Origin of the sequence: Catellatospora sichuanensis, assembly GCF_007483665.1 — a bacterium.
In the GTDB taxonomy this organism is placed as follows: Bacteria; Actinomycetota; Actinomycetes; order Mycobacteriales; family Micromonosporaceae; genus Catellatospora; species Catellatospora sichuanensis.
In genome coordinates, this window is record NZ_ML660184.1 from 77,692 (window position 1) to 102,921 (window position 25,230).

General features: G+C 71.1%; 20 protein-coding genes. 8 read left to right on the top strand and 12 right to left on the bottom strand.

What is annotated here, in order from left to right:
• Positions 1–118 precede the first annotated feature (118 nt).
• The 3 genes from FLL47_RS02365 (at position 119) to FLL47_RS02375 (ending at position 3,331) form a co-directional block, all read left to right on the top strand.
• The gene (locus tag FLL47_RS02365; RefSeq protein ID WP_144118742.1) at positions 119–1,423 is read left to right on the top strand and encodes an ABC transporter substrate-binding protein; all 1,305 of its coding nucleotides are present in this window, start codon (positions 119–121) and stop codon (positions 1,421–1,423) included.
• A 76-nt stretch (positions 1,424–1,499) separates the two neighbouring features.
• The gene (locus FLL47_RS02370) at positions 1,500–2,405 is read left to right on the top strand and encodes a carbohydrate ABC transporter permease (protein WP_144118743.1); all 906 of its coding nucleotides are present in this window, start codon (positions 1,500–1,502) and stop codon (positions 2,403–2,405) included.
• Positions 2,402–3,331 (top strand): carbohydrate ABC transporter permease, encoded by a 930-nt coding sequence (locus FLL47_RS02375; RefSeq protein ID WP_222105940.1) that lies wholly within the window; start codon positions 2,402–2,404, stop codon positions 3,329–3,331. The genes FLL47_RS02370 and FLL47_RS02375 overlap by 4 nt, the downstream gene beginning before the upstream one ends.
• Positions 3,332–3,567: 236 nt before the next feature.
• On the opposite strand, the gene FLL47_RS02380 is transcribed toward FLL47_RS02375, so the two are convergent.
• The gene (locus FLL47_RS02380; RefSeq protein ID WP_144118744.1) at positions 3,568–4,602 is read right to left on the bottom strand and encodes a LacI family DNA-binding transcriptional regulator; all 1,035 of its coding nucleotides are present in this window, start codon (positions 4,600–4,602) and stop codon (positions 3,568–3,570) included.
• A gap of 121 nt (positions 4,603–4,723) precedes the next feature.
• The gene (locus FLL47_RS02385; protein ID WP_144118745.1) at positions 4,724–7,606 is read right to left on the bottom strand and encodes a polysaccharide lyase family 8 super-sandwich domain-containing protein; all 2,883 of its coding nucleotides are present in this window, start codon (positions 7,604–7,606) and stop codon (positions 4,724–4,726) included.
• A gap of 250 nt (positions 7,607–7,856) precedes the next feature.
• Between FLL47_RS02385 and FLL47_RS02390 the strand changes: the two genes are divergently transcribed.
• From FLL47_RS02390 to FLL47_RS02400, 3 genes are all read left to right on the top strand, one after another.
• Positions 7,857–9,374 carry a beta-N-acetylhexosaminidase gene (locus FLL47_RS02390; RefSeq protein WP_144118746.1) on the top strand — a complete coding sequence of 506 codons (1,518 nt, stop codon included), beginning with the start codon at positions 7,857–7,859 and terminating at the stop codon, positions 9,372–9,374.
• A 104-nt stretch (positions 9,375–9,478) separates the two neighbouring features.
• The gene (locus FLL47_RS02395; protein ID WP_144118747.1) at positions 9,479–10,522 is read left to right on the top strand and encodes a zinc-dependent alcohol dehydrogenase family protein; all 1,044 of its coding nucleotides are present in this window, start codon (positions 9,479–9,481) and stop codon (positions 10,520–10,522) included.
• 33 nt (positions 10,523–10,555) lie between these two features.
• Positions 10,556–11,746: a cytochrome P450 gene (locus FLL47_RS02400; protein WP_144118748.1), complete on the top strand. Its 1,191-nt coding sequence runs from the start codon at positions 10,556–10,558 to the stop codon at positions 11,744–11,746.
• Between the two features lie 169 nt (positions 11,747–11,915).
• Here FLL47_RS02400 and bioD read toward each other — a convergent pair whose 3' ends face one another.
• Together bioD and FLL47_RS02410 are read right to left on the bottom strand one after the other, a co-directional pair.
• Entirely contained in the window at positions 11,916–12,629 is a 714-nt protein-coding gene (gene bioD / locus FLL47_RS02405) for a dethiobiotin synthase (protein ID WP_144119006.1), read from the bottom strand.
• Between the two features lie 17 nt (positions 12,630–12,646).
• Positions 12,647–13,783 carry an 8-amino-7-oxononanoate synthase gene (locus FLL47_RS02410; protein ID WP_144118749.1) on the bottom strand — a complete coding sequence of 379 codons (1,137 nt, stop codon included), beginning with the start codon at positions 13,781–13,783 and terminating at the stop codon, positions 12,647–12,649.
• A gap of 72 nt (positions 13,784–13,855) precedes the next feature.
• Between FLL47_RS02410 and bioB the strand changes: the two genes are divergently transcribed.
• Positions 13,856–14,863, top strand: coding sequence for a biotin synthase BioB (bioB, locus tag FLL47_RS02415; RefSeq protein ID WP_144118750.1), 1,008 nt, complete (start codon positions 13,856–13,858; stop codon positions 14,861–14,863).
• Complete coding sequence (gene bsaP / locus FLL47_RS02420; RefSeq protein WP_342780290.1) at positions 14,860–15,060, top strand: biotin synthase auxiliary protein BsaP; 201 nt, start codon at positions 14,860–14,862, stop codon at positions 15,058–15,060. The genes bioB and bsaP overlap by 4 nt, the downstream gene beginning before the upstream one ends.
• A gap of 140 nt (positions 15,061–15,200) precedes the next feature.
• On the opposite strand, the gene FLL47_RS02425 is transcribed toward bsaP, so the two are convergent.
• The 8 genes from FLL47_RS02425 to FLL47_RS02460 form a co-directional block, all read right to left on the bottom strand.
• Positions 15,201–16,148 carry a polysaccharide deacetylase family protein gene (locus tag FLL47_RS02425; RefSeq protein ID WP_246157451.1) on the bottom strand — a complete coding sequence of 316 codons (948 nt, stop codon included), beginning with the start codon at positions 16,146–16,148 and terminating at the stop codon, positions 15,201–15,203.
• Between the two features lie 255 nt (positions 16,149–16,403).
• On the bottom strand, positions 16,404–17,858 hold the full coding sequence (locus FLL47_RS02430; protein ID WP_144118752.1) for a nitric oxide synthase oxygenase: 1,455 nt from the start codon (positions 17,856–17,858) through the stop codon (positions 16,404–16,406).
• Positions 17,859–17,944: 86 nt separating this feature from the next.
• Positions 17,945–19,057 carry a GNAT family N-acetyltransferase gene (locus FLL47_RS02435; protein ID WP_144118753.1) on the bottom strand — a complete coding sequence of 371 codons (1,113 nt, stop codon included), beginning with the start codon at positions 19,055–19,057 and terminating at the stop codon, positions 17,945–17,947.
• Between the two features lie 168 nt (positions 19,058–19,225).
• Positions 19,226–20,017 (bottom strand): ACT domain-containing protein, encoded by a 792-nt coding sequence (locus tag FLL47_RS02440; protein ID WP_144118754.1) that lies wholly within the window; start codon positions 20,015–20,017, stop codon positions 19,226–19,228.
• 573 nt (positions 20,018–20,590) lie between these two features.
• Positions 20,591–21,613, bottom strand: coding sequence for a LacI family DNA-binding transcriptional regulator (locus FLL47_RS02445; RefSeq protein ID WP_144118755.1), 1,023 nt, complete (start codon positions 21,611–21,613; stop codon positions 20,591–20,593).
• 64 nt (positions 21,614–21,677) lie between these two features.
• A complete protein-coding gene (locus FLL47_RS02450; RefSeq protein ID WP_144118756.1) occupies positions 21,678–23,096 on the bottom strand; it encodes a GH1 family beta-glucosidase in 1,419 nt (472 codons plus the stop codon).
• Positions 23,093–24,004, bottom strand: a complete 912-nt coding sequence (locus tag FLL47_RS02455) for a carbohydrate ABC transporter permease (RefSeq protein WP_144118757.1) — start codon at positions 24,002–24,004, stop codon at positions 23,093–23,095. Before FLL47_RS02455 ends, FLL47_RS02450 begins: the two co-directional genes overlap by 4 nt.
• Positions 24,001–25,029 carry a carbohydrate ABC transporter permease gene (locus FLL47_RS02460; RefSeq protein WP_144118758.1) on the bottom strand — a complete coding sequence of 343 codons (1,029 nt, stop codon included), beginning with the start codon at positions 25,027–25,029 and terminating at the stop codon, positions 24,001–24,003. The genes FLL47_RS02455 and FLL47_RS02460 overlap by 4 nt, the downstream gene beginning before the upstream one ends.
• Positions 25,030–25,230 lie beyond the last annotated feature (201 nt).

Below are 25,230 nucleotides of genomic sequence, written 5' to 3' on the forward strand. Positions count from 1 at the left end.
TCCGCCAGGGACGGTGATCTGAACCACTCCCCCGGCATCACCTCCGGGCCCCAGGGCCGGGGCTCTGAACTGCGAAAACATTCCGCTACGATCCGATTCCCCCCGCAAAGGAGCGGTCATGAAGACCCGATCGATGAAGGCAGCCGCGGCGCTCGCCGGCGCCATGGTTTCCATGGCTCTGGTCGCGACCGGTTGCAGCAAGGGCGCCGACACCCCCGCCGGCAAGCCCGCCGTCACCGAGATCACCTTCTGGTCCTGGCTGCGCGCCTCGCAGGAGGTCACGGACGCGTTCAACAAGGCCCACACCGATGTGCAGGTCAAGTTCGAGCAGATCCCGGGCGGCGCCGAGGGTTACGGCAAGCTCACCAACGCGGTCAAGGCGGGCAACGCGCCGGACGTGGCCACGGTCGAGTACGCGATGCTCCCGGACATGCTGGCGCAGGGCAACCTGGCCGACATCTCCGGCGACATCACCGACCTGGTGAAGTCGAAGTACCCGGCCCCGATCCAGGAGCTGGTGACGCTGGGGGGCAAGACCTGGACCGTGCCGCTGGACGCGGGCGCGATGGTCATGTTCTACCGCAAGGACCTCTTCGAGCAGCACAAGATCGCCGTGCCGAAGACCTGGGACGAGTTCAAGGCCGCGGCCGAGGCCGTGAAGAAGGCCGACGCCAAGTCGCGCATCACCGACTGGAACCAGACCGACTCGGCCAACTTCGTGTCGCTGAACTGGCAGGCCGGCGCCAAGTGGTTCGGCATCCAGGGCGACTCCTGGAAGGTCACGCTCGACTCCCCCGAGTCGCAGAAGGTCGCCGGCTACTGGCAGGACCTGATCACCAAGGACCTGGTGACCAACGTCCCGGCCGAGGAAGTGCAGAAGCGTAAGGCCGCCGGCCAGGTCTGGACCCAGCTCGGCGGCGCGTGGGCCGCAGGCGGCCTCAAGGCCGGCCTGCCGGACCAGTCCGGCAAGTGGGCCTCGGCCGCGCTGCCCTCGTGGGACGCCGCCCCGGCGTCGGCCATGGTCGGCGGCTCGTCCTTCGGCGTGAGCAAGACCAGCAAGAACAAGGAAGCCGCGCTCAAGTTCATCACCTGGATGACCACCACCCCGGAGGGTATCCAGGCCCGCCTGTCCAGCGGCGCCAGCTCGACGCTGCCCGCCATCCCGGAGCTCGCCGACGTGGCGGCGAAGAACTTCGACACCAAGTTCTTCGGCGGCCAGGACATCTACGCCGTGGCCAAGGCCGCGCTGCCGACCATCAAGACCGGTTGGGTGTGGGGCCCGGGCATGCGCGGCGTGTTCGACGGCATCGGCGAGCAGTTCAAGCTCGTGCAGACGGGCAAGCAGCAGCTCCCGGCCGTGTACGGGCCGGTGCAGGCCAAGACGATCGAGGACCTGAAGGGCCGCGGCATCAACGCGTCCTGACGACCGCAGGGGCGGGCGGCGCTGTCACCCGGCAGCGGCGCCCGCCCCGCTCTCGCTGCTGAAAGGAGGTGCGCTCATGCCCCCCACCCGCTCCGGCCTGGCCCGCCGTCAGTACGGCGTCGCCGCGCTCTTCACCGCCCCGTTCTTCCTGCTGTTCTTCACCTTCACCCTCGCACCCATCGGCTACGGCGGCTGGCTGAGCCTGCACCGCGAGCAGACGTCGGGCCTCGGCCTCGGCGGAGAGCCCGAGCAGGTCTTCGTCGGCCTGGACAACTTCACCCGGGCCCTGACCGACCCCCGGTTCCTCGGCAGCTTCGCGACGGTCGGCCTCTACTGCCTGGTCTACATCCCGATCATGATCGGCATCGCGCTGGTGCTGGCCCTGCTGCTGGACTCGGCGTACGCCCGCGCCAAGCGCTTCTTCCAGCTTGCGCTGTACCTGCCCAACATCGTGCCCGGCCTGATCGCCGCGATGATCTGGACGTACCTCTACACCCCGGGCCTGTCCCCGATCATCGACGCGCTGGAGAAGTTCGGCATCCCGTTCAACCTCGGCTCGGACGCCGGGGCCATCGGCGCGGTGGCCAACCTGACCACCTGGATGCACACCGGCTACAACGTCATCATCTTCTTCGCCGCGCTGCAGGCCGTGCCGCGCGAGGTCATCGAGGCGTCCACCGTCGACGGCGCCGGGCAGATCCGCATCGCGTGGTCGGTGAAGGCGCCGATGATCCGCGGCGCGGTCGTGCTCGCCGTCCTGTTCACCGTCATCGGCGCGATGCAGCTGTTCACCGAGCCGTTCATCGTGCGCGACGCCGCCACCACGATCGACCAGGCGTGGACCCCGAGCCTGTACATCTACCAGCTCACCAAGGCCTACGACATGGGCGGCGCGGCCGCTGCCTCGCTGATCCTGACCGTGGTGCTGGCCGTGGCGTCGTTCCTGGTCACCCGATTCTCCAAGAAGGGGGCGACGCTGTGAGCCCCTCGCAGACCCTGACCCGGCCCGACGCGGCGGTCTCGCCCGACCGGCCCGCCGGACCCGCCGAGCGGCGGCGTAGTCGCTCGGCCACGCCGCTGCTGTCCAAGGGCGTCGTCAACGGCGTGCTCCTGGCCGCCATGCTGTGGACGGTCCTGCCGCTGACCTGGCTGGTCATCGCTGCCACGAAGGGCTACGCCGACCTGTACCAGACCGGCGGGTTCGAGTTCGCCCGCGTGCAACTGTGGGAGAACCTGGTCGAGCTGTTCACCTTCGGCGACGGGCTGTTCCTGCGCTGGCTGCTCAACAGCTTCCTCTACGCCGGCGTCGGCGCGCTGGTCAGCTCGATGATCTCGATCCTGGCCGGATACGCGTTCGACAAGTTCCGCTTCCCTGGCAAGGAGCGCTGGTTCGGGCTCGTGCTGGTGGGTGTGCTGGTGCCCGCCGCGGTGACCACCGTGCCGCTGTATCTGATGGCCTCGGACCTGGGGCTGACGAACAACTTCTGGGGCGTATTCCTGCCCGGCCTGGCCAGCCCGTTCGGCGTGTACCTGGGCCGGGTGTTCAGCCAGGCGTACGTGCCGGACGAGCTGCTGGAGGCCACCCGGGTCGACGGCGCGGGCGAGCTGCGCACCTTCTGGCAGATTGCGTTCCCGCTGCTGCGCCCGGCCTTCGCAACGCTGTTCCTGTTCGGCTTCACCGGCGGCTGGAACGCCTTCTTCATGCCGCTGCTGATGCTGTCCGACCACAACCTGTACCCGGTCGGCCTGGGCCTGTTCATGTGGCGGCAGCTGATCAACACCGACCAGGACCTGTACTACCCGCTGCTGATGACGGGCTCGCTGGTGGCGATCCTGCCGCTGATCGTCGCCTTCTTCAGCCTCCAGCGCTACTGGAAGGCCGGCCTGACCGCCGGCGCGGTGAAGTAGGGCTTTCTCCCTCCCGTAAGGCCGACGCCCGCGACCTACCCGGTCGCGGGCGTCGTGCCGTCTCCGCCCGCAGCGGCCGCGGACCGCCGTTCGAGATCGCCGTTTCGCGTCGAGAACTGCGGTCAGACCTGAGGTTTCGACACGAAACAGCGATGTCCGGCCGGACCCGCCCGCGGAAGGCGTTAAGAAGGGCACCTTCTATAACGCGGAGCGTTAAGAAGGTGCCCTTCCTTGCTCTAAATCAGGGGGCGGACGGAGTCGCGCATGGCGATGTGGGTGCCGAGCATGACGTGCTGGCGGGCGGAGCCTTCGCCGCGCTGGAGGGCGAGTTTGACGGCGGTACGGCCGAGTTCCTCGTGCGGGAGGTGGACGCTGGTCAGGGCCGGGGTGAGTTCGGGGGCGAAGGGGGTGTCGTCGTAGCCGATGACGGAGACGTCGTCGGGCACGCTCTTGCCGGCCGCGCGCAGGGCGCGCATCGCCCCGGCGGCGACGAAGTCGTTGGCGGCGAAGATCGCGGTGAACTCGACGCCGTCGGCCAGCAGGCGCTGGACCTGGCGGAAGCCGGATTCCTGGCTCATGTCGCCATGGATGATCAGCTTCGGGTCGACGTGCACCCGGAACGCCTCCAGCGCCCGGCGGTAGCCGTCGAGGCGGGCGTCGAAGGTGGTGTTGCCGATCGGGCCGCCCAGCATCGCGATCCGGCGGTGGCCGGAGGAGAGCAGGTGACTGGTGGCCGAGAAGGCGCCACCGGCGTTGTCGTACTCGACGGTGATCGCCGGGAAGTCCGGGCCGAGCGACGGGCGGCCGCAGAGCACCAGGCGGCTGCCCGCGTCCTCGAGACCCTTGGCATAGCGGTACATGCGCTCGCGGTAGTCGTCGCTCATGTTCACGCCGCCGACCAGGATCACCGCGTCCGCGTGCTGCTCGCGCATCAGCTTGACGATCTCCAGCTCACGGTCCGGGTCGCCGTGCGTGGTGCACACCAGGCACAACCGGTCGGACTCGGTGGCCTGGTATTCCACCCCCGAGGCGATGAACGCGAAGAACGGGGTGACCACGTCGTACATGACGAGGGCGACGACGTTGGAGGTGGAGCCGGACAGCGCCCGCGCGTGGGCGTTGACGACGTAGTCCAGCTCCCGGACGGCCCGCTGGACCTTGGTCCGGGTGGCGTTGGCGACGGGGTAGTCGCCGGAGAGCACCCGGGACACGGTCGCCACCGACACCCCGGCCATCGCCGCGACGTCGCGAATGGTGGGCCGCTTGTTCATGGGAACCCCAGAAGGATGAGGAGAGCAGGGGAAACGATTCTAGAAAGCGTTTACCCTACGCGTCCTCATCGCTTCTGTCCACGCCGGTCGCCACGAAGATCGTTCCGCGTGGAGGATTCCTTCAGCCGGTGACGACCTGCAGGAACGCGGGCCGGGTGGCGTTGCTGCGGCTGTTGAGCACCGTCGCCCGGCCGCCCGCCGCCTGCCACAGACCGATGGTCGCGGTCTGGTCGCCCGCGTACTCGGCCTGCACGAACGCCGTCACGTCGAGCGGGATCCAGTCGGCGACCTGGCACAGCGGGGACGTGGACAGCTGCGCGCCCAGCGCCGGTGCGGTGTTCCAGGTGAGGCCGGTCTCGGTCCAGCTGTCGGCGCTTACCGCGTACGCGCTGATGCTGGTGTGGGTGCCCACCGAGTCGGCGGTGTTGCCGCTGACCCACAGCACCGCACGCTTCGGCGCGGCTGCCAGCGAGGTGAGGTCGAACTTGAGGAACGCCTTGCGGGCGTATCCGACGCCGTCGTTCTTCACCTCGAGGGCGGTGCCGTTGTAGTTGGTGGTGGCGTAGCTCCCGTCGCGGGTGTGCGCGTCGGCGGTGGGCGACAGGGACAGGTGCTGTCCGCCGGTGACGGCACTGCCGGTGCCGAAGGTGATGGTGCGGGAGCCGCCCAGCGCGCCGCCGACCTCGACGACCAGCTTGATCGGGTTGAGACCGGTGACGCTGATGCGCCCGTCGCCGGAGGCGGTGCTGTAGCCGCTGCGGGCGATGGTGACCGTGATCGTGGTGGCGTTGCGGGTCGGGTCGGCCACGGTGACCTTGAGCCGGCCGCCGGACTCGCGCATCAGCACCGAGCAGGGCGCGCTCACGGTGATCGGCCCGGCGGTGCCCGCGGCGAAGAAGTTCGCGGCCGTCACGCCGGTGGCGGTGTCGCTGATCGCCTGCGCGTTCGCCGTGTTGGCGAGCACGGCCACCGTGGGCGAGGCGGCGCGGGCGGCCGTCGTGGCGGTGTCCGCGCCGGGCAGCAGCAGGTAGCTGTACGAGCCGGCGGTCGGGTTGACGCCGTGGTCGAGGTACAAGGTGAGGTACTTGCGGCTCAGCACCTCGGTGGTGCCGCCGGTGTTGATCTGCGACCAGCTGCCGGAGCGCGACTCGCGCAGCGCCTTGACCGTCGCGCCGCCGGGGAAGACGATCCCGGCGAAGGAGTTGTGCGCCCAGCTCACGCCGGTGAAGGTGGCCGAGCCGGGCGAAGCGAGCTGCGCGGTCCCGTTGATGTGCAGCGGCTGGCTGCCGGTGCCGCCCCCGAGGTTGCGGTTGTCCACGATGGTCTCGACCGCGACGCCGTCGGTGCCGCTGATGCCCGCGCCGAGGCAGACGATGCCGTCGTCGAGGCAGAACCACGACTTCTTGGCCTGCAGCGTGGACTCCAGGCCCCGGGTGTCCTGGCCGAGCGCGGCGAAGGTGCCGTCGGTCGCGCCGCCCACCCAGCTGGTGCCGGGATCGGGCGCGCCCCACGTGCCGCCCGCCCCGTCGGCGAGCGCCTTCTTCGACACCGTCGTGCCGGGCAGCCGGTACGGGTCCACGGTCGGCCAGAACGCGTCCGAGTACTGCCCGTTGCCCCACGTCGAGCCCCAGTAGGACAGCATGCCGTTGTTGGTGTGCCAGCCCTTGAGGTGCTCGCCGTTGCCGGTCTCGTAGTACGTGGTGCGCTTGGAGCACATGGCGATGGACGCGGCCCAGCCGGCGCGGCGGTGCACCGCCTGGTCCTGGGCGGCGAGCAGGCGGTGGTCGACCGGCTCGGCGACGGCGGTGACCGACGCGCTGTCGCGGATCGCGAGGCAGGCGGCGAGGGTCGGCACGCCGAGCGTCTGGTCGTCGGCGAGGTTGCCCCAGTACTCGCGCTGGATCCAGCCCTTGACCATGCCGCGCCACAGCGCCGCCTCGGCCGGGGACGCGGCGTCGGCCATCCGCACGAAGCTCGCGACGATGCCGTGCCCGCGCACGTGGTCGTCGCCTTGGACGCCCAGCGGGTCCTGCAGGGACAGGCCGCGGCTGACGCCCCGGCCGCTGACGCAGTCCATGACCAGCCCGTTGTAGAGGAACGGGGCCCAGGACCGGGTCATCGCGTCGAACGCGATCTGCCGGTTGGGGTCGCTGACCGCCCAGGTCGACCCGGCCAGCAGGCCGAACAGCCCCGCGAGCCCGGACAGCAGCGCCGCGCCGTAGGTCCCCTGGTAGGGCACCACGCCGTGCTGGATGAAGGAGCCGTCCTCGTAGTATCCGTCTCCGGTACGCACGTACGTGAAGATCGGGGAGAGGCCGTCCCGCCCAGCGATGATCTTCGCGGCGTTCTTGCCGAGGATGCCGCGCCGCACCACCACGACGCACACGTCGGAGCGGTTCGCGCCGGTGCTCGCCCCGCCGTTGAGCAGCGGCGACACCGACGGGGTGAAGGTGTCGACGGCGGCGAGCCAGTTGGCGACCTGGGTGGCGGTCAGGTGGTCGTAGACCAGCGCCATGATGTCGAGCAGCGTCTGCGGGGTGCCGATGTTCCAGTCCCACCAGTTGCCGAACCAGCTGGTCGACGGCTTGAAGATCTCCATGTGCAGGTGGTCGAGACCGGCGATGACCTCGCTCAGCAGGGTCGCGTTTCCGGTGAGGCCGGTGCCGGGCTGAGCCCAGGCCAGCGCCATGGCGCGCAGGCGGGAGTAGCTGTTGGTGACCGACGACGAGACGTCGAGCGGCAGGTCCGGCCACAGCGCGGCACCGCCGGGGGTCATCGTGGCCCGGCGCTGCGTCGCGACCTCGCCGATCGCGGCCAGGCGGGAGGCGTAGGGCTCCACCGCCGGGTTGAAGCCGGTGCCGGTGATGCCGGCGCGGTAGCGCAGGCGCAGCGTGTCGAACTCGTCGGCGGCGTGCGCCGGACCGGCCGGGAGCAGCGGCAGGGTCAGCGCGCCCAGCACGGAGGCGCTACCTGCCTGTAGGACGTGGCGGCGGGACAGGTGCATGGTCCATCCTCTTTACGTCAGTACTACAGCGGACTTACGTAACCGTTTCCCCCATCGATGACGCAGAAGATAGGGCATGTGCTCTCAGCCACACAAGAGATATCGGAAAACGTTCTCTCCCTCGGCCGGGCGCACCGCCGCTGACCATTGCCCGACACCGGCGACACCAGCATTGTGGATCTTGACTACTGTTAAGAAGCTGTACTACGGTCCTAGGGTTGTTCCTGAAATCGTTTTCTGAGGAGCCGCTGTGCTGATCCCGTCACCCGTCTCGTACGCGCCGGCCCCGGGACAGCGGACGCTCACGCCGCAGACCGCGGTCGACGCGCCGACCGAGATCGCCGACCTGCTCCGGGAACTGCTCGGCCCGGCCACGGGCCTGCCGCTGCCCGCCGGTGGCGATGACGCCGAGCTGCTCTTCACCGTCGACGACACGGCTGGGGTCGGCGACGAGGGCTACCGCCTCACCGTCGACGGCGCGGGCGTGCGCGCCGTCGCGGGCACCCTCACCGGGCTGCGCTGGGCCGTGCAGGCCCTGCGGCAGCTGCTGCCCCCGCAGGCGTACGCCGCCACGCCCGTCACCGGGGTCGCGTGGACCCTGCCGTACGTGCAGATCGAGGACCGGCCGCGGTACCCGTGGCGCGGCATCATGGTCGACGTCGGCCGCTGGTACCAGCCGGTGTCCTGGCTGCGCACGGTGATCGACCTGCTGGCGATGCACCGCATGAACACGCTGCACCTGCACCTCACGGAGGACCAGGGCTGGCGGTTCGAAGTGAAGCGCTACCCGCGGCTGACCGAGGTCGGCGCGTGGCGGCAGGAGTCGCCGATCGGGCACGAGAACGTCAAGCAGGCCGACCGCACCCCGCACGGCGGCCACTACACCCAGGACGAGCTGCGCGAACTGGTCGCGTACGCGGCCCGGCGCGGGGTGACCGTCGTGCCGGAGATCGACCTGCCCGGGCACACCACCGCCGCCATCGCCGCCTACCCGGAACTCGGCAACAACCCCGGGACGCAGCTGGCCACCGGCACCCGGTGGGGCATCTACGACACCGTCCTCAACTGCGACGACAACACCGTGCAGTTCATGAAGCACGTGCTGGACGAGCTGGTCGACGTGTTCCCGTCCCCGCTGGTCCACCTCGGCGGCGACGAGGTGCCGCCCGCGGAGTGGTCGGCCAACCCGGGCGCGCAGGCGCGGATGAAGGAACTCGGGCTGAGCGACCCGGAGCATCTGCTCGGCTGGTGGATCTCCGAACTGGCCGCCCACCTGCGCCAGCATGGCCGGCGCGTGGTGGTCTGGGACGAGCTGGTCGGCCGGGGCGCGCCCGCCGAAGCCGTGATCATGGCGTGGCGGAACCAGGACTACGTCACCGCGGCGCTCCAGGCCGGGCACGACGTCGTCGCCTCCCCCTGCGAGCACGTCTACCTCGACTATTACGAGTCCGACGCGCCCGGCGAGCCGCTGAGCATCGGCGGGCTGCTGCCGCTGGAGAAGGTCTACGCCTACCAGCCCGAACCCGACGAGCCGTCGGCCGGCGACAACCGGGTCCTCGGCGTGCAGGGCAACCTGTGGGGCGAATACCTGCCTACGGTCGGCCGGGCCGCGTACAACCTGCTGCCACGGATGTCCGCGGTGGCCGAAGCAGGCTGGGGCACCCGCGGCGACCTGGGCGACTTCCGGCAACGGATCGACGTGATGCTGGCGCGCTTCGACGCGCTCGGTGTCGCGTACCGCCGCCCGGAGCCCCGCTCAGCGGCCTAGTAGCGCCGCGGGCCGGCGCGGCCTACCCGCGGCCGGGTCCGCGACGTAGTCTGCTGGGCACCGCGACCGGAGCACCGGCCGCGGGCCCGGTGGGAGGGGAAAACGTGCGCGCCGTCGCCTACGACGCCTTCGGACAGCAGCCCGACGTGCGCGAACTGCCCGAGCCGAGCGCGCCGCCGCACGGCTGCGTGATCAAGGTCGAGGCGACCGGGCTGTGCCGCAGCGACTGGCACGGCTGGATGGGCCACGACCCCGACATCGCCGCGTTCCCACACGTGCCGGGCCACGAGCTGGCCGGGACCGTGCACGCCGCGGGCACGGACGTCACCGGCTGGCGGGTCGGCGACCGGGTGACCGTGCCGTTCGTCTGCGGCTGCGGCGGCTGCGAGCCGTGCCGCCGGGGCGCGCCACAGGTCTGCGAAAACCAGACCCAGCCCGGGTTCACCCACCGCGGCTCGTTCGCCGAATACGTCGCCATCGACCACGCCGACCTCAACCTGGTCGGCCTGCCCGAGCAGCTGTCGTACGCCGCCGCGGCCGCGCTGGGCTGCCGGTTCGCGACCGCGTACCGCGCGGTGGTGGCGCAGGGCCGGGTGGCCGCCGGGCAGTGGGTCGCCGTCTACGGCTGCGGCGGCGTCGGGCTGTCGGCCGTGATGATCGCCGCCGCGTACGGCGCGCAGGTCGTCGCCGTCGACGTCTCCCCCGGCGCACTCGACCTGGCCCGCGAGCACGGAGCCGTGGCCTGCGTGAACAGCCGCGAGACCGACCCCGTTGCGGCGGTGCGCGAGCTGACCGGCGGCGGTGCGCAGCTGACCCTCGACGCCCTGGGCAGCCCCGCCACCTGCACCGCGGCCATCCTGAGCCTGCGCCGCAGCGGCCGCCACGTGCAGGTCGGGCTGCTCCCCCAGGGCGCGCCCGAGCTGCCGATGGGCCGGGTCATCGGCTGGGAGCTGGAGATCCTGGGCAGCCACGGCATGGCCGCCGCCGACTACGGGCCGATGCTCGACCTCGTGGTGTCCGGGCGGCTGCGACCCGACGCGCTGGTCACCCGTTTCATCGGGCTCGACGAGGTGCCCGCGGCGCTGACCGCGATGGGCGAGACGCCCCCGACCGGCATCACCGTCATCACCCCGCAAGCCCTTGCCTGAACGGTCGCTCACTTCGCCTAGTACGGTGTCCGAGTGCTGTTCCGTACCTGGGACCAGCCTTTCGACAACGACGGGCGGGCCGAAGCGACCGTCGCGGTGACCGACCACGTCGGCGTCACCCATGTCGTCGTCAGCGATCACCGCCTCGTCAGGCAGGTGCTGGCCGACCCGGACACCTTCCGGCCCGACAACGCCCTCGACGCGATCAGCCCGATGCCGGTCAGCGCGCTGCGCGTGCTCACCTCGTACGGCTTCAAGCTGCCCGCCACGCTGGCCAACAACGGCGGCGTCTCCCATCCGGCGATCCGCGAGATCACCGCACAGGCCCTGCACCCGGCCCGGGTCGAGGCGCTACGACCCTGGCTGACCGGGGTGGTCCGCCGTCGCGTCGCGACGCTGGCCGCGCGGCTGCGCGCGGGCGAGTCCGTCGACCTGTACGCCGACCTCGCCGCCGACCTGCCGCTGCTGGTGCTGGCGAAGCTCGTCGAGCTGCCCGACGCCGACGCGGCCGTGGTCAAGGAGTTCTCCCGGGCCGCGCTGGAGCTGTTCTGGGCCCCGCTCGACGCGCCGCGGCAGCTTGCACTGGCCGAGACCGTCGGCCGCTTCCACACCGTGCTGCGCGATTTCGCCGCCACGGCCGGTGGCATGGTCGGCGAACTCCGCGCGCACACCGCCGCCGCCGGGCTGCCCCGCGACACCCCGGTCGGGGCGCTGTTCTTCCTACTCGTCGCCGGTCAGGAGACCACGTCGCAGTTCCTCACCCTGCTGCTGCACCGGCTGTCCGGCGAGCCCGCCGTGCTCGACGGCCTGGCCCGGGGCACTGTCGGCGTAGACGACGTGGTCGAGGAGGGCCTGCGGCTCGTCCCGCCGATCCCCACCTGGCGGCGAGTCGCCGCTCGGGACACCGAGCTCGACGGCCTCCCGGTGCGCCGGGGCGCGAGCATCGTGCTCTGGCTGGCCCGCGCTGGACTCGCGGTCGCCGAGCACCCGCACGACTTCGTGCCCGGCCAGCGCGGCTCCCGCCGCCATCTGGCCTTCGGCGCGGGCGCTCACCGCTGCGTCGGCGCCCAACTGTCCCGCATGGAAGCCGCCGTAGTCGTCACCGAGACGGCACCCCTGCTCCGCGACATCAAGGTCCTCCGCGCCCCCTGGTGCCCCGACAACCTCAGCTTCCGCATGCCCGACACCTTCACCATCCACCGCCCCACCTGGCGCAACTCTTAAAGACTCGCCGCGATGGACGGCCCTCAAGGCCGCACTCTTCAAGAGTGGCGGCGCGCCGGCGCGAGGCGGGTCAAGGTCGACGGACTTGCCTGGCAGGTGGGCGTATCTTGGGCGCGCTTTCGGCCAGGTGCCAGGCAAGTCGGGTGATCAAGGGACGGGCGCGTGAGCGTCAGTCTTCGTCGAGGTCGGCGAGGGTGCGGGGGTCGTCATTGTCGCCGTGCAGGGCGGGGGTGAGCCAGCCGGGGGCGCTGCGGCGGAAGACGCCGGGCTCGATGGCGCCCGCGCCCTCGGGTAGCAGGCCGTCGAGTTCTTCGGGCAGGTCGGCGAGGTTGGCGAAGTGCACCAGTTCGGGGCGGCTGGGCCAGGAGCCCAGCACGACCCGGCCGGCGATGTTGCGGCGGGCCATCGCCTCCAGCGTCAGCGCGGTGTGGTTGAGCGTGCCCAGCCCGGCCCGCGCGACCACGACCGCGGGCGCGGACAGCGCCACCGCGAGGTCGGCCAGCGACCACACCGCGCCGCCGGGGTGCAGACCCATCGGCACCAGCAGCCCGCCCGCGCCCTCGACCAGGGTCAGTTCGTGCTCGACCGCGATGCTCTTGATCTGCTCGATGACCGCGAACATGTCCAGCGGCGGCAGGCCGGCGACGCGGGCGGCAGCGGTCGGCGCGAGCGGGTCCGGGTATTCGGCGAGGGTGACCGTGGTCGCGGGGGCGGCCAGCCGGGCCACCACCGCCATGTCCGGCACCTCGCCGTAGGAGGGGTCGATGCCGGTCTGGGCGGGTTTGACGACCGCGGTGCGTACCCCCGAAGCGGTCGCCGCGGCTGCGATCGCCGCCGTCGTGATGGTTTTGCCCACCCCGGTGTCCGTACCCGTGACCAGCACGATCCCCGTCAGCGCCGTCACGGCCGCACCTCCACGATGATCTCCAAGGCCCGCGCGAAATCCGCGGCGGGCACGCCTGCGTTGACCGTCAGCCGCAGCCGCGATCGACTGTCCGGCGTGGACGGCGGGCGGAAGCACCCTACCGCCACCCCTTTGTCCCGGCAGGCCCCGGCCCAGGCCCAGGCCTGCTCGGCCGACGGGGCCTCGACCGAAACCACGCCGCCCGCCGGGTCGGTGACGGCCAGGCCCGCCGCCCGCAACGTGTCGCGGATCGCGGCCGCACGTTCGGCCAGCACCGCCCGCAGCGCCTCGCCGTCGCGGGCGAGGTCGAGCGCCGCGGCGACCCCGGCGGCGATCGCGGGCGGCAGCGCGGTGTCGAAGATGAAGGTGCGGCCGGTGTCGACCAGGTGCCGGATCAGCGCGGCCGGTCCGGCGACCACACCGCCCGCGCCGCCCAGCGCCTTGGACAGGGTCGCCGTGACGATCACGTCGGGCTCGCCCGCGAGACCGGCCGCGACCACGCCGCCGGACCCACGTGGGCCGACCACGCCGAGCCCGTGCGCATCGTCGACCAGTAGCAGCGCCCCGTGCGTGCGGGCGGCCGCGTGCAGCTCGGCGAGCGGGGCGAGGTCGCCGTCGACGGAGAACACCGACTCGGTGAGCACCACCGCGGGCCGCCCCGGATGGACGGCGAGCAGCCGGGCCGCGTCGGCCGGGTCGCCGTGGGCGTACGTCACGGTCTCGGCCCCGGCCAGCCGGCAGCCGTCGATCAGCGAAGCGTGGTTGTGCGCGTCGGCGACCAGCAGCGTGTTCGGCCCGCTCAGGGCCCGGATCGCGCCCAGGTTGGCCAGGTAGCCGCTGGAGTAGACCAGCGCCTGCTCGGCCCCCAGCCACGAGGCGAGCGCGGCCTCCAGCGCGGTGTGCACGTCGGTGCTGCCGCGCACCAGCCGGGAGCCGGTCGCGCCAAGGCCGTACTCGTCCAGCGCGGCCGCCGCGGCCTCGCGCACCCGCGGGTGGCGGGCCAGGCCGAGGTAGTCGTTGCCGGCGAGGTCGACGAGAGCGTCGTCACCGGCGCGCGGGCGCAGTTCCCGGCGCAACCCGGCGCGTTCGCGCAGGTCGGCCTTGCGCCGCAGGGTCGCCAGCCAGTCGCCCATGATTCAACCCATCCATGTCTCAGTCACTCGGCCTTTGGCCGACCCGAACAGGCCGCGTTGTAGGGTACGCCCATGTCGACCAGCTCAGTATCGGTACTCGACCGCGCCCGCACCCGTGTCCTCGCCGAGGGACAAGGCCTCGAGGAGGCCGACATTCTCGAGGTGCTCCGGCTGCCCGACTCCGACATCCCCGCCGCGCTCCAGCTGGCCCACGAGGTCCGCATGCGCTGGTGCGGCCCCGAGGTCGAGGTCGAGGGCATCGTCTCGCTGAAGACCGGCGGCTGCCCCGAGGACTGCCACTTCTGCTCGCAGTCCGGGCTGTTCTCCTCCCCCGTACGCTCCGTATGGCTGGACATCCCGTCGCTGGTGAAGGCCGCCCAGCAGACCGCGGCCACCGGCGCGAGCGAGTTCTGCATCGTGGCGGCCGTACGCGGCCCGGACGCCAAGCTCATGCAGCAGATGCGTGACGGCGTCAAGGCGATCAAGGAGGCCGTCGACATCAACGTCGCGGCGAGCCTCGGCATGCTGAGCCAGGAGCAGGTCGACGACCTGGTGGACATGGGCGTGCACCGCTACAACCACAACCTGGAGACCTGCCGGTCCTACTTCCCGAACGTGGTCACCACGCACTCGTGGGAGGAGCGCTGGGGCACCTTGAAGATGGTGCGCGACTCCGGCATGGAGGTCTGCTGCGGCGGCATCATCGGCCTCGGCGAGACCCTCGAACAGCGCGCCGAGTTCGCCGCGCAGCTCGCCGAGCTGCAGCCCGACGAGGTGCCGCTGAACTTCCTCAACCCGCGGCCGGGCACGCCGCTGGGCGACCAGCCGCTGATGGACCCCAAGGACGCGCTGCGCGCCATCGCCGCGTTCCGGCTCGCGCTGCCGCGCACCATCCTGCGGTACGCCGGTGGTCGCGAGCTGACCCTCGGCGACCTGGGCACCCGTGAGGGCCTGCTCGGCGGCATCAACGCGGTGATCGTCGGCAACTACCTGACCACCCTGGGGCGCCCCGCGACCTCGGACCTTGAGCTGCTGGCCGAGCTCAAGATGCCGGTCAAGGCGCTGTCCGCGACGCTGTGAGGCCGGCCGTGGAGACGACGTACTGCGACCGCTGCGGCGAACCGGCCGACGGGGATGGCCACGACGGCTGCCAGGCCGCCCGCGAGCTGGAGCCGCCACGCTTCTGCACGCACTGCCGCCGCCGGATGAAGGTCCAGGTCGTGCCCACCGGCTGGACCGCGACCTGCGTCGAGCACGGCACCCTGACCGACCGCTGACCACCGACCGCGCACCTCGCCGCCGGTCCCGCCCCCTGGCCGCAACTCGCAGAGAGTTGCGGCCAGCGCGCATCCCGGACGGCGCGACTCTTCAAGAGTTGCGCCAGCGGGGGCGCTCGGGGGCGTCAGGGCGCAGGACGTCAGGGCAGGGGTGTGGCCGGAGCCGGCGACGGTGGCGGGGGCGGCGCGTCGGGCAGTGCGATGAGGGTGTAGCGGGCCTTCAACCAGGGCAGCAGCGTCCGGTACGCGACGATGGTGTCGGGTTTGCCGTTGTCGTGCGAGAGCACGATCGAGCCGGGGCGCACGTCCCGCTCCACCGCCGCGATGATGTGGTTCACCATCGCCGTGCCCTTGCCGAACTTGGCGCTCTCCCAGTCCCGCGGGTCCACGTGCCAGTAGATCGACTCCATGCCCAGGTCGGAAGCGATCTTCACCAGCTTGGTGGTGAAGTTGCCGCCGGGGGCACGGAAGTAGGCGACCCGGGCGCCGGGGGCGGCCCGCAGGATCATCTTGTTGGTGTTGTCCAGGTCCTTGCGGATGTATGCGTCATCCCGCTTGGCCAGGTCGAACAGGTGCTGCCAGGAGTGGTTGCACAGGGTGTGCCCCTCGGCGGCGATCCGGGCGATCATCTCTGGGTTGTCCCGGGCCCGGAAGCCGACGACGCAGAAGGTGGCCTTCACGCCACACTGCTTCAGCGCGTCGAGGATCTTGGGGGTGTTGATCGGGTCCGGCCCGTCGTCGAAGGTCAGCGCCACCGCCTGAGAGCCGGTCCGCACCACCGAGCCGCCGGGGCCCGTGCCGCTCGCGACGGGCCGGGTCTGCGCGATCTTGCCGGTGCAGCTGATCGGCTTGCCCGTTGTCACCGGCGGGGCCGGCTTGGGCGTCGGCGGGGCCGGGGTCACCGACGGGGCCGCCGTCGGAGAGGCACTCGGCGTCGCGAAGGACGGCGACGGGGCCGCCGTGGGAGTCACCGCGGGGGCGGGCGACGGGGTCGGGGTGGTGCCACCGGCCGCAGGTTCGGAGGGGGAGGCGCAGGCCGCGAGCGCGATCTGGACGAACACAGCGACAACCGCGATGCGTCGTTGCATGCGAACTCCTGGGGGGAGGGGGTTCAGCGTTCACCGACCATAGTCCATCCCCGCCCCCGATCGCAGCCTTCGCCAAGATCGATACTCGGCCATCGGGGCCCGGTGGTCCGCCGACAGCCTCATCACGCCTTGCGAGATAACTGCAGGTCAGCGCCTATCGGCATCTCGCGGCGGTGAACCGGTGCTTCGGATCTTGTGCACTTCGTGCTGCTGGAGCGACACGAAGTGCACAAGATCCGGGGCTGGTGACGCGGCTCAACCGAGGAGGCGGCGCAGTCCGCGCTTGCGGGCCGGCACCGGCTCGGCGGTGATCGGCGCGGGCGCGGGCCCGGCCGGGATCGGCACGGTCGCCTCCGGATCGGCGTACGCCGGACTCGGGTCGACATCCGGGCTGAAGTCCTGGTCGGCGGGCAGCAGCTCCGGTACCGGGTCGGGCATGGGCCCGCTCCGGCCGGTGATCGGGCACACCGCGGCCGCCGGGTCGGCGGGGGTACGCCGTTCCGGCGAGGTGCGCTGGGCCGGCACGGTCACCTGCGGCAACCCGGTCAGCGACAGCTGCTGCGCGGACCGGTCGAGGTAGAAGTTCGGCCGCTGGTCGGCCTCGGTGTAGTAGCGGTGGAACACCGGGGTGAGCCCGCCCGAGATGGGCGGCACGATCCAGGTCCAGTCCGCCGGGGTGTCCCGGCCCGCGCGGCGCTCGCGCTCGACGTGGGTCAGAAACAGGCGCGACTCGCTGTGGTGGTCGGTGACGCGGACCCCGGCGCGCTCGAAGGACCACAGCACCGCGCGGTTCAGCTCCACCAGCGCCCGGTCCCGCCACAGCGTGGACTCGCTGCTGGTGTCCAAGCCCAGCCGCGCCGCGACCACCGGGATCTGGTTGTACCGGTGGGCGTCGGCGAGGTTGCGGGCGCCGATCTCGGTGCCCATGTACCAGCCCGAGAACGGGGCCAGCGGGTAGTCGACCCCGCCGATGGACAGCCGCAAGTTGGCGATCGCGGGCACCGCGTGCCAGCGCAGGCCGAGCTCGGCGAACCAGCCGAACTCCGGGTGCGCCAACGGCACCTCCAGCACCGCCGATTCGGGCAGTTCGTAGAGCCGGGGCTCACCGTCGCCGGTCTGCAGCACGATCGGCAGCAGGTCGAACGCGCTGCCCTTGCCGGTCCAGCCGAGCTTCGTGACCGCAGAGGTGAACTGCTCGTACTGCGGGTCGCCGGTCATGCCGTCGTCGCCGCGGTAGCCGGCGTACCGGATGAGCTGGTCGTTCCACAGGCGGGTGACCGGGCGGCCCGGCACCGCCTGGCCGAAGATCGAGATGACTGCCCGCAGCTTGCCCCGGTTGTGCCCCTCGCCCGTGGCCATGTGCAGGTGGCTGACGAGGTCGTCGAAGATCTGGTCAGGCACGCGGTGCTGACGCCGGTCGAGCACCGTCAGGCTGCGCCAGTACACCCGGCCGATGCATCGGCTGGCGTTGCGCCACGCCATCCGGGCGCCGTGGACCAGCTCGGCGTGGGTGTGCGTGTAGGTCCCCAGCGCGGCGATCTGTTCGCGCACCACGGCGAGCCGCGGCTCGACCGGGCCGAGCTTCGGCAGCTCGGCGTAGCAGGCACGCAGGAACTCCTCGGCCTCGGCGAAGTCGACCGGCCGATCCGGGTGCCAGTCGGTCAACGGAGCGTCACGGTATCCCGGCGGAGCTGTGTGAGGGGCGGTCATGAGTGAAATGGTGTGACGACCGCAAGTATGGCTATCGCACAATGTGTGCGATCGCCTACCTACGGTCGATCACGTCACCCACCAGGTCACACGGCCGCACGCAGTTCAGACACCGCGATCGTGGCGCTGATGAGGGTGCCGTCACGATCCGTCCGGGTCGGGTGCGGCAGCCGTTTCATCGTCCGCAGCATCGCGTCGTTGTCGCAGTGCGTGTGCAGGGTGACCGACCGGAAGCCGGCCGGACCCGCCAGCGTCAGCAGCCGTCGCAGCAGCGCCGTGCCGATGCCCCGCCGCTGCCAGCCGTCCTCGACCAGCAGCGCCACCTCGGCGGTCTCGCCCTCGCCGATCAGGTTCGCCACGGCCACGATGCGGCTGCCGGCGGTGCCCGGCACCGGCTCCGGTGGGAAGTCGTCGGTGGTCTGCCGTCCAGGCAGACCACCGGGAAGCGCCACTGGCGAAGTCTCCGCGACCAGCGTGCAGCCGCGGGCCGGGGTCAGCAGGCGCGACAGCCGGCCGCGGCTCGGGCCGCGGGTCCCGGCGAGGTAACGCATGAACAGGCTGCGGTCGCCGCAGCGGGCGTGCATCTCGTCCACCGCCGACACGTCCGCCGAACCGGCCGGGCGGAACGCGACCTCGGTGCCGTCGGGCAGCAGCGCGACCGCGTTGGCCAGCCGCCGGGTCAGCGCCGCCCGCGCGACCTCGACCAGCGCCTGCGCGCGGGCGAACTCGGCCGGGGTGAAGGCCGGGGCGAGCCGGGTCACGACCAGCACACCGTTGTCGGTGAACGGGTCCGCCAGGCGCATCGTGGTGTCGGAGTGGCCGGTGACGGTCGCGCCGCCCTGCTCCCGACGGACCAGGCTGCCGCCGAGCAGCCCGGACAGCGCGCCGTGCAGGCCGTCGGGATCGGCGGCGAGCCGCGCGGCCAGGCCCAGCGCCTGCGTCGGGGGATCGATCAGCCCGTACACGTCGGTGCGGCTGACCCAGGCGTCGCGCCCGCGGCCTCGTTCGATCGCGGCGACCAGCTCGTCCTCGGACAGCGCGTCGGGCGCGTCCACCAGGAAATCGTCGACGGCACCGGCCTCGGTGGTGTGCACCTGCACCGCGAGTATGTTGACCGACCGGAGGGCGAGGCTCGCCGTCAGCACCGCCAGGAACCCAGGACGATCGTCGACGGTCGCCCTCACTCGCCACAACGCCATGACCTGCTCCGATTCTTGCGGCGGCACTACCTGCCGGTGGACGCTCCTCCATGATGAGGGCGGTCACCGACAGGATTCAGGGTGCGCCTGCCGTGTTTCGCGTCGGTTACACGGCCTTGTCAAGATCTCGCTATGCCCGAGGTCACACGGCAGGAGAGATTGCCCAGGTCAGACCGCTGATGCGGGCTCCTCCGAGGAACGCTGCGACTCCCGCTGGGCGGGTGCCTTCGCCGCGTCGAGCCGGTCGCCGACGATCGCCGCGGCGGCCCGCACCAGCTGTGCCACCCGGTCGACCTCGGTCGCATGGAACGCCGCCACCGGCAGCTCCGCGTCTGCCGACCGTGCCACCACCAGCACCAGGCCCGCCCGTCCGAACGGCGCGAGCGCATACCGCGTGCCGTCGGCGCCGGTGATCGCGCGCGCTCGCAGCGGCGTGACCTCGGGCAACTGAAGCTGATCCGGCGCGCGCCAGCTCGCGTACACCACCGGGGGCACCGGGCGCTTGCGCGCCGCACCCAACACGGCCATGTCGTCGGCGCCGTGCCGTGCGTCGATGCCCACGGAGCCGCGGGCGGCCCAGTCGGCCGGCACCCGCAGGGCCATCGCCCAGTCCGCGGCCAGCAGCGCCGGCACCGTGTCCACCAGGGTGGCCAGGCCTTCGTTCGGGTTCGAGGCGACCTGGGTGAGCAGCTCGGCATCGAAGGCACCGGCGACCGGCGCGCCGATCGCCCGCCAGACCCCGTCCACCCGCACCCCCGGCATCGCACCCAGACCCGCGCGCAGCCGTTCGACACCGGCCCCGCCGGGCCACACCACGGTGAAGTCGTCGATGGCCCGGCCGCCGAGGCGCTCGAGCACGACCACCTGGACGATGTCCGCGCCGGCCACGCCCAGAGTCCGGGCCACCTGCCCCAGCGAGCCGGGACGATCGGGCAGGGCGACTCTGACCCTCAGCAGCATGGCGGCTCCTCTCCACGACGGCACGCAGGCTTGTGCCGGAACTCTGCCCGACCTTGCCCTATTACCGTTTCGTACGCATTGCAGCGCCGTATCCGCGGGAAACAATCTCCACCGCATACCCGCAGGTCAGCGCCCGCCTTCACCGGTCCGGCGCCGCCATTGCCGCCACCCGGGCCTACCCATGATCGCCGATCACCGGCGAATGGTGCGGTAACACCACACCCCTAGCTCCACACACAACGACCATGTTGAATGAGATGCACCGCCCCACAAGGGGCGGATTCATATCCTCCACGCCCACCCGGACCGCCGTCAACGCGTGTCCACCACGCGGACGACGAATGAATTCCCACCGCGCCCACCAAGGGCCGTGCCCCCAACGCGTTCGGCCGCCGACGTCACGCGCCACCAAGGAGGTAAGCGAAGCGAAGCCGACGACTGGCGCGTGACGTCGGCTGAGAGGCCGAACGCCGCGCCCGCCGAAGGCGGGTGCCAGCAGCACAGCGAAGCCGACGACTGGCGCGTGACGCCGGCTGAGAGGCCGAACGCCGCAGCCGCGGAGGCGGCTGCCAGCTATGCAGAGTTGCGGTGGACCAGGTGGGTGTCGAGCAGGACGTGGCTGGGCTGGTCCTCGCCGCGGATGCGGCTGAGCAGCAGCCGGACCATGTGCCGGCCCATGTCCTCGACGGGCTGGTAGACGGTGGTCAGCGGCGGGTCGGTCTGCCGGGCGACGGGCGAGTCCTCGAACCCGATCACGGCGACGTCCTCGGGGATGCGGCGGCCGTTGTCGCGCAGGGCGCGCACCGCACCGGCGGCCATCAGGTCGGAGGCGACGAAGACCGCGTCCAGGTCGGGGCGGCGGGCCAGCAGGCGGCGCATGGCGTCGACGCCGCTGTACTCGCTGAAGTCACCGAACTCGATGAGCGGCTCGACGGCGGCGTTCTGCACGGCGGCGCGGTAGCCGACGAGGCGGTCGACGCCGACGCCGAGGTCCTGCGGGCCGGCGATGGTGGCGACCCGCTTGCGGCCGGAGGCCAGCAGGTATTCGACGGCGGCGCGGGCCCCGTTGACGTTGTCCATGTCGACGTACGAGATCTGCGGGTCGACGTTGACGGGGCGGCCGCCGAGCACGGTGGGCAGGCCGCGCTGGCGCAGCAGCTGCGGCAGCGGGTCGGATTCGTGCAGCATGACCAGCAGTACGCCGTCGACGTGCTGGCTGGTGAGGTGGTTCTCGATGCGCTGGCGCTCGCCCTGGGTCTGCGCCATGGCCAGCCACAGCTGCAGCGACGTGTCGGCCAGCGCGGAGCTGATGCCGCGCACGATGCCGGCGAAGAACGGCTCGGTGAAGACGCGTTCCTGCGACTCGGACACGACCAGGGCGACGGAGTCGGTGCGCTGGGTGACCAGGGCGCGGGCGGCGCGGTTGGGCACGTAGCCCAGTTCCTTGATCGCCTCCTGGACGGCCGACCGGGCCTCCGGGCTGACCTGGGGTGAGCCGTTGACGACACGCGACACGGTGCCCCGGCCCACGCCGGCGAGCGCGGCCACCTCGTCAAGCGTGGGCCGCCCCGCAGACCTGGTGCGCTGCGTCGTCATCGATGCTCCTCGTTATAAGCAGGTCCGGGGCCGACCGGTGGCCGGCCCCGGCAATGCTGTGCCGTCAGGCGGCGAGCCCGCCGCGCCGGATCACGTCCGAGTACCAGTGTGCACTGGTCTTGGGCGTGCGAACCTGGGTGTCATAGTCGACATGGACGATGCCGAACCGCCGCGAGTAGCCCCAGGCCCACTCGAAGTTGTCCAGCAGCGACCACGCGAAGTATCCCCGCAAAGGCACTCCGGACGCCATCGCCTCATGGCACGCCTTCAGATGGGCGTCCAGGTAGGCGACCCGGTCCGGATCCGGCACCGAGCCGTCGGGGGCGACCTGGTCGTCGTACGCCGCGCCGTTCTCGGTGATGTACATCGGGATCGGGCCGTAGTTCTCGTGCGTGCGCTTGAGCAGGTCGACGAGCCCGTCGGGATCGACCTCCCAGCCCATCTCGGTCACCGGGAGCTCCCGGGTCAGGAAACGGACATGCCCGCTGCCCGGCCACGCCGACGGCGCCCGCCAGTGCGACTGCGGCGCGCCGTCGTCGGCCGGACCGGCCACGACCTGGCGGGTGTAGTAGTTGACGCCGAGCATGTCCAGCGGCTGGTTGATGGTCGCCAGGTCGCCGTCCTGCACGAAGGACCAGTCGGTGAGTTCCGCGGTGTCCGCGAGCAGATCGGCCGGGTACTCGCCGCGGAAGACCGGGTCCAGGAAGATCCGGTTGCCGACGCCGTCGATGCGGCGCACCGCGTCGAGGTCCTCGGGCGCGTCCGTGGCCGCCTGCAGCGAGTGCAGGTTGAGCGTGATGCCCATCTGGCGGTCCGGCACCGCGGCCCGGATCGCCTGCACCGCCAGGCCGTGGCCAAGGTTGAGGTGGTGGGCGGCGGCCAGCGCCTTCGCGCCGTCGGTCACGCCGGGCGCGTGCACGCCCGAGCCGTAGCCGAGGAACGCGCTGCACCAGGGCTCGTTGTGCGTGGTCCAGAACTTCACCCGGTCACCGAGCGCGTCGTGGACGAGGCCCGCATACTCGGCGAACCGGTAGGCGGTGTCCCGCTCCGGCCAGCCGCCGGCGTCCTCGAGCTCCTGCGGCAGGTCCCAGTGGTAGAGCGTCAGCCAGGGCTCGATGCCCTTGCTGAGCAGGTCGTCCACCAGGCCGCGGTAGAAGTCGAGGCCCTTGGCGTTGGCCGGCCCGCGGCCCCCGGGCTGCACCCGGGGCCACGCGACGGAGAAGCGGTATGACTGGAGCCCGAGCTCGGCCATGAGCGCGACGTCGTCGGCCCTGCGGTGGTAGTGGTCGCAGGCGACGTCGCCGGAGTCCGCGTTGAGCACCTTGCCGGGGGTGCGGGCGAAGGTGTCCCAGATGGACGGGGTGCGCCCGTCCTCGAACGCGCCGCCCTCGATCTGGTAGGAGGCGGTGGCCGCACCCCAGAGGAAGTCCTGGGGGAAGGACACGGTCGGCGTGGCGAGCTGAGGGTGTTGCTGAGTGGTCACGCTTTTACTGCACCTTCCATGATGCCGCCGATGATCTGACGACCGAAGATTATGAAGATCACGAGCAACGGCACGACACTGAGCAGCGTACCCGCGAACACCTGGGAGTAGTCGTTGTAGTAACCCTGCGACAGGCGCTGCAGGGACAGCTGAACGGTCGGGTTCGTCGGATCACCCAGCGCGATCTGCGGCCAGAGGAACGAGTTCCACTGCTCCATGAAGGTGAACAGGCCCAGCACCGCGATGGCGGGACGCAACCCCGGCAGCACGACGTTCCAGTAGGTGCGGAAGGTGCTGCAGCCGTCCATGCGGGCGGCCTCGATGAGCTCGTCCGGCACGGCCTGGCTGGCGTACTGGCGCATCATGAACACGCCGAAGCCGCTGACCAGGAACGGCAGGATGATCGAGGGCAGCTTGTTGTGCAGGTCCCACTCGTACATCATCTGGTAGAGCGGCACGATGCCGAGCTGCGTCGGCACCATCATCGTGATCAGGATCGCCAGCATCATGCCGTTGCGGCCCTTGAACCGCAGCTTCGCGAAGGCGAAGCCGGCCAGCGACGAGAAGAACACCACGAACACGGTGATGACCGTCGCGACGATCGCGGAGTTCATCAGGCCGGTCATGAATGCGGCGCTCTCGTTGTTGACCAGGCGGTCGATGTTGCCGCCGATCTCGCCACCCGGGGTCACCGGGGGCGGGGTCTGCCCGATCGCGTCGTTGGTGCGCGTCGCGATGACGAACATGTAGTACAGCGGGAAGATCGACAGCGCCACCGCGGCCAGCAGCGTGATGTACGTGAGCGGGCTGGCCTGCCAGAGCCGCTCGGCGGCGCCCCCGCCCTTGCGGCGGCGACGCCGGTTCGGGGCGGGCGTGGTGCTGCCGGTCCGGACTGCGGTGGCGGTCATGCTTTCACGCCCTTCCTCTTCGCGATCTTCCCGTCCGCCGACCGGAGACTCCGGGTGAACAGGAAGTTGACGATGCTGAATATCATGATCATGATGAAGAGCAGCCAGGCGACCGTGGCGGCGCGGCCCAGCTCGAACTTCATGTAGAACTGCTCCATCAGGAACATGGTCACCGTCTGCGACTGGCGGTCCGAGCCGCCGAGCAGCGGGTTGCCGCCACCGGTGAACAGCAGCGGCTCACCGTAGAGCTGCAGGCCGCCGATGGTCGAGATGATGGTCACGAAGATGATCGTGGGCCGCAGCATGGGCACCGTCATGGTCCAGAACTGCCGCCAGGCCGACGCGCCGTCGATCGACGCCGACTCGTAGATGTCACGCGGGATGGACTGCATCGCGGCCAGGAAGATCAGCGCGTTGTAGCCGGTCCAGCGCCAGTCCACCATCGAGGAGATCGCCACCCACGACGACCAGCTGTGCGCCGTCCAGTCGATCGGATCGACGCCGACCAGGCCGAGGACCCAGTTGATCAGACCGAAGTCGCGGTTGTACAGCTGGGCGAAGACGATGGAGACCGCGGCGACCGAGGTGATGTTCGGGATCAGCACGCCCATCCGCAGCAGCGTCCGGCCGCGCAGGCGCTTGTTCAGCGCGTTCGCCAGGATCAGCGCGAGGATCAGCTGCGGGATCGTGGACATGAGGAACATCGCGATCGTGTTGACGACCGAGTTCCAGAAGTCCTCGTCGCCGAGGAACATCTCGAAGTTCTCGAATCCGACGAACTTCGCGGTCTCGACGGTGGAGCCGAGATCCCAGTCGTAGAGCGACATCCGCAGTGTGTAGATCAGGGGCCAGAGGCCGAAGATCCCGAACACCACGAAGAACGGCGCGATGTAGAGGTACGGGGAGTATTTGATGTCGAGCCGCCCGAGCACTCCCTTGCTCCGCTGCGGTTCCGTGGGCGGCTTCGACCCACCCCTGCGATGCCCCGGCGCGACCTCAGGTCGCGTGGAGGATTGCACTGTCATGACCACTCCTGTGCTTGCCGGCCGGCGGAGTCCGCGGTCGCCGTCCGTTCGGTGACCCCCGCAGCGAGCGGGAGGGCCGCCGTCAAGGGACTGCGGTAGCGGGCGACCCAGATGGTTGCGACTGCCATGGCCGGGGTGGGGGGGGGGGGGGGGCCCCCCCCCCCCCGGGGCAGGGGGGGGGGGGAAGTGGGGGCGGGGGTG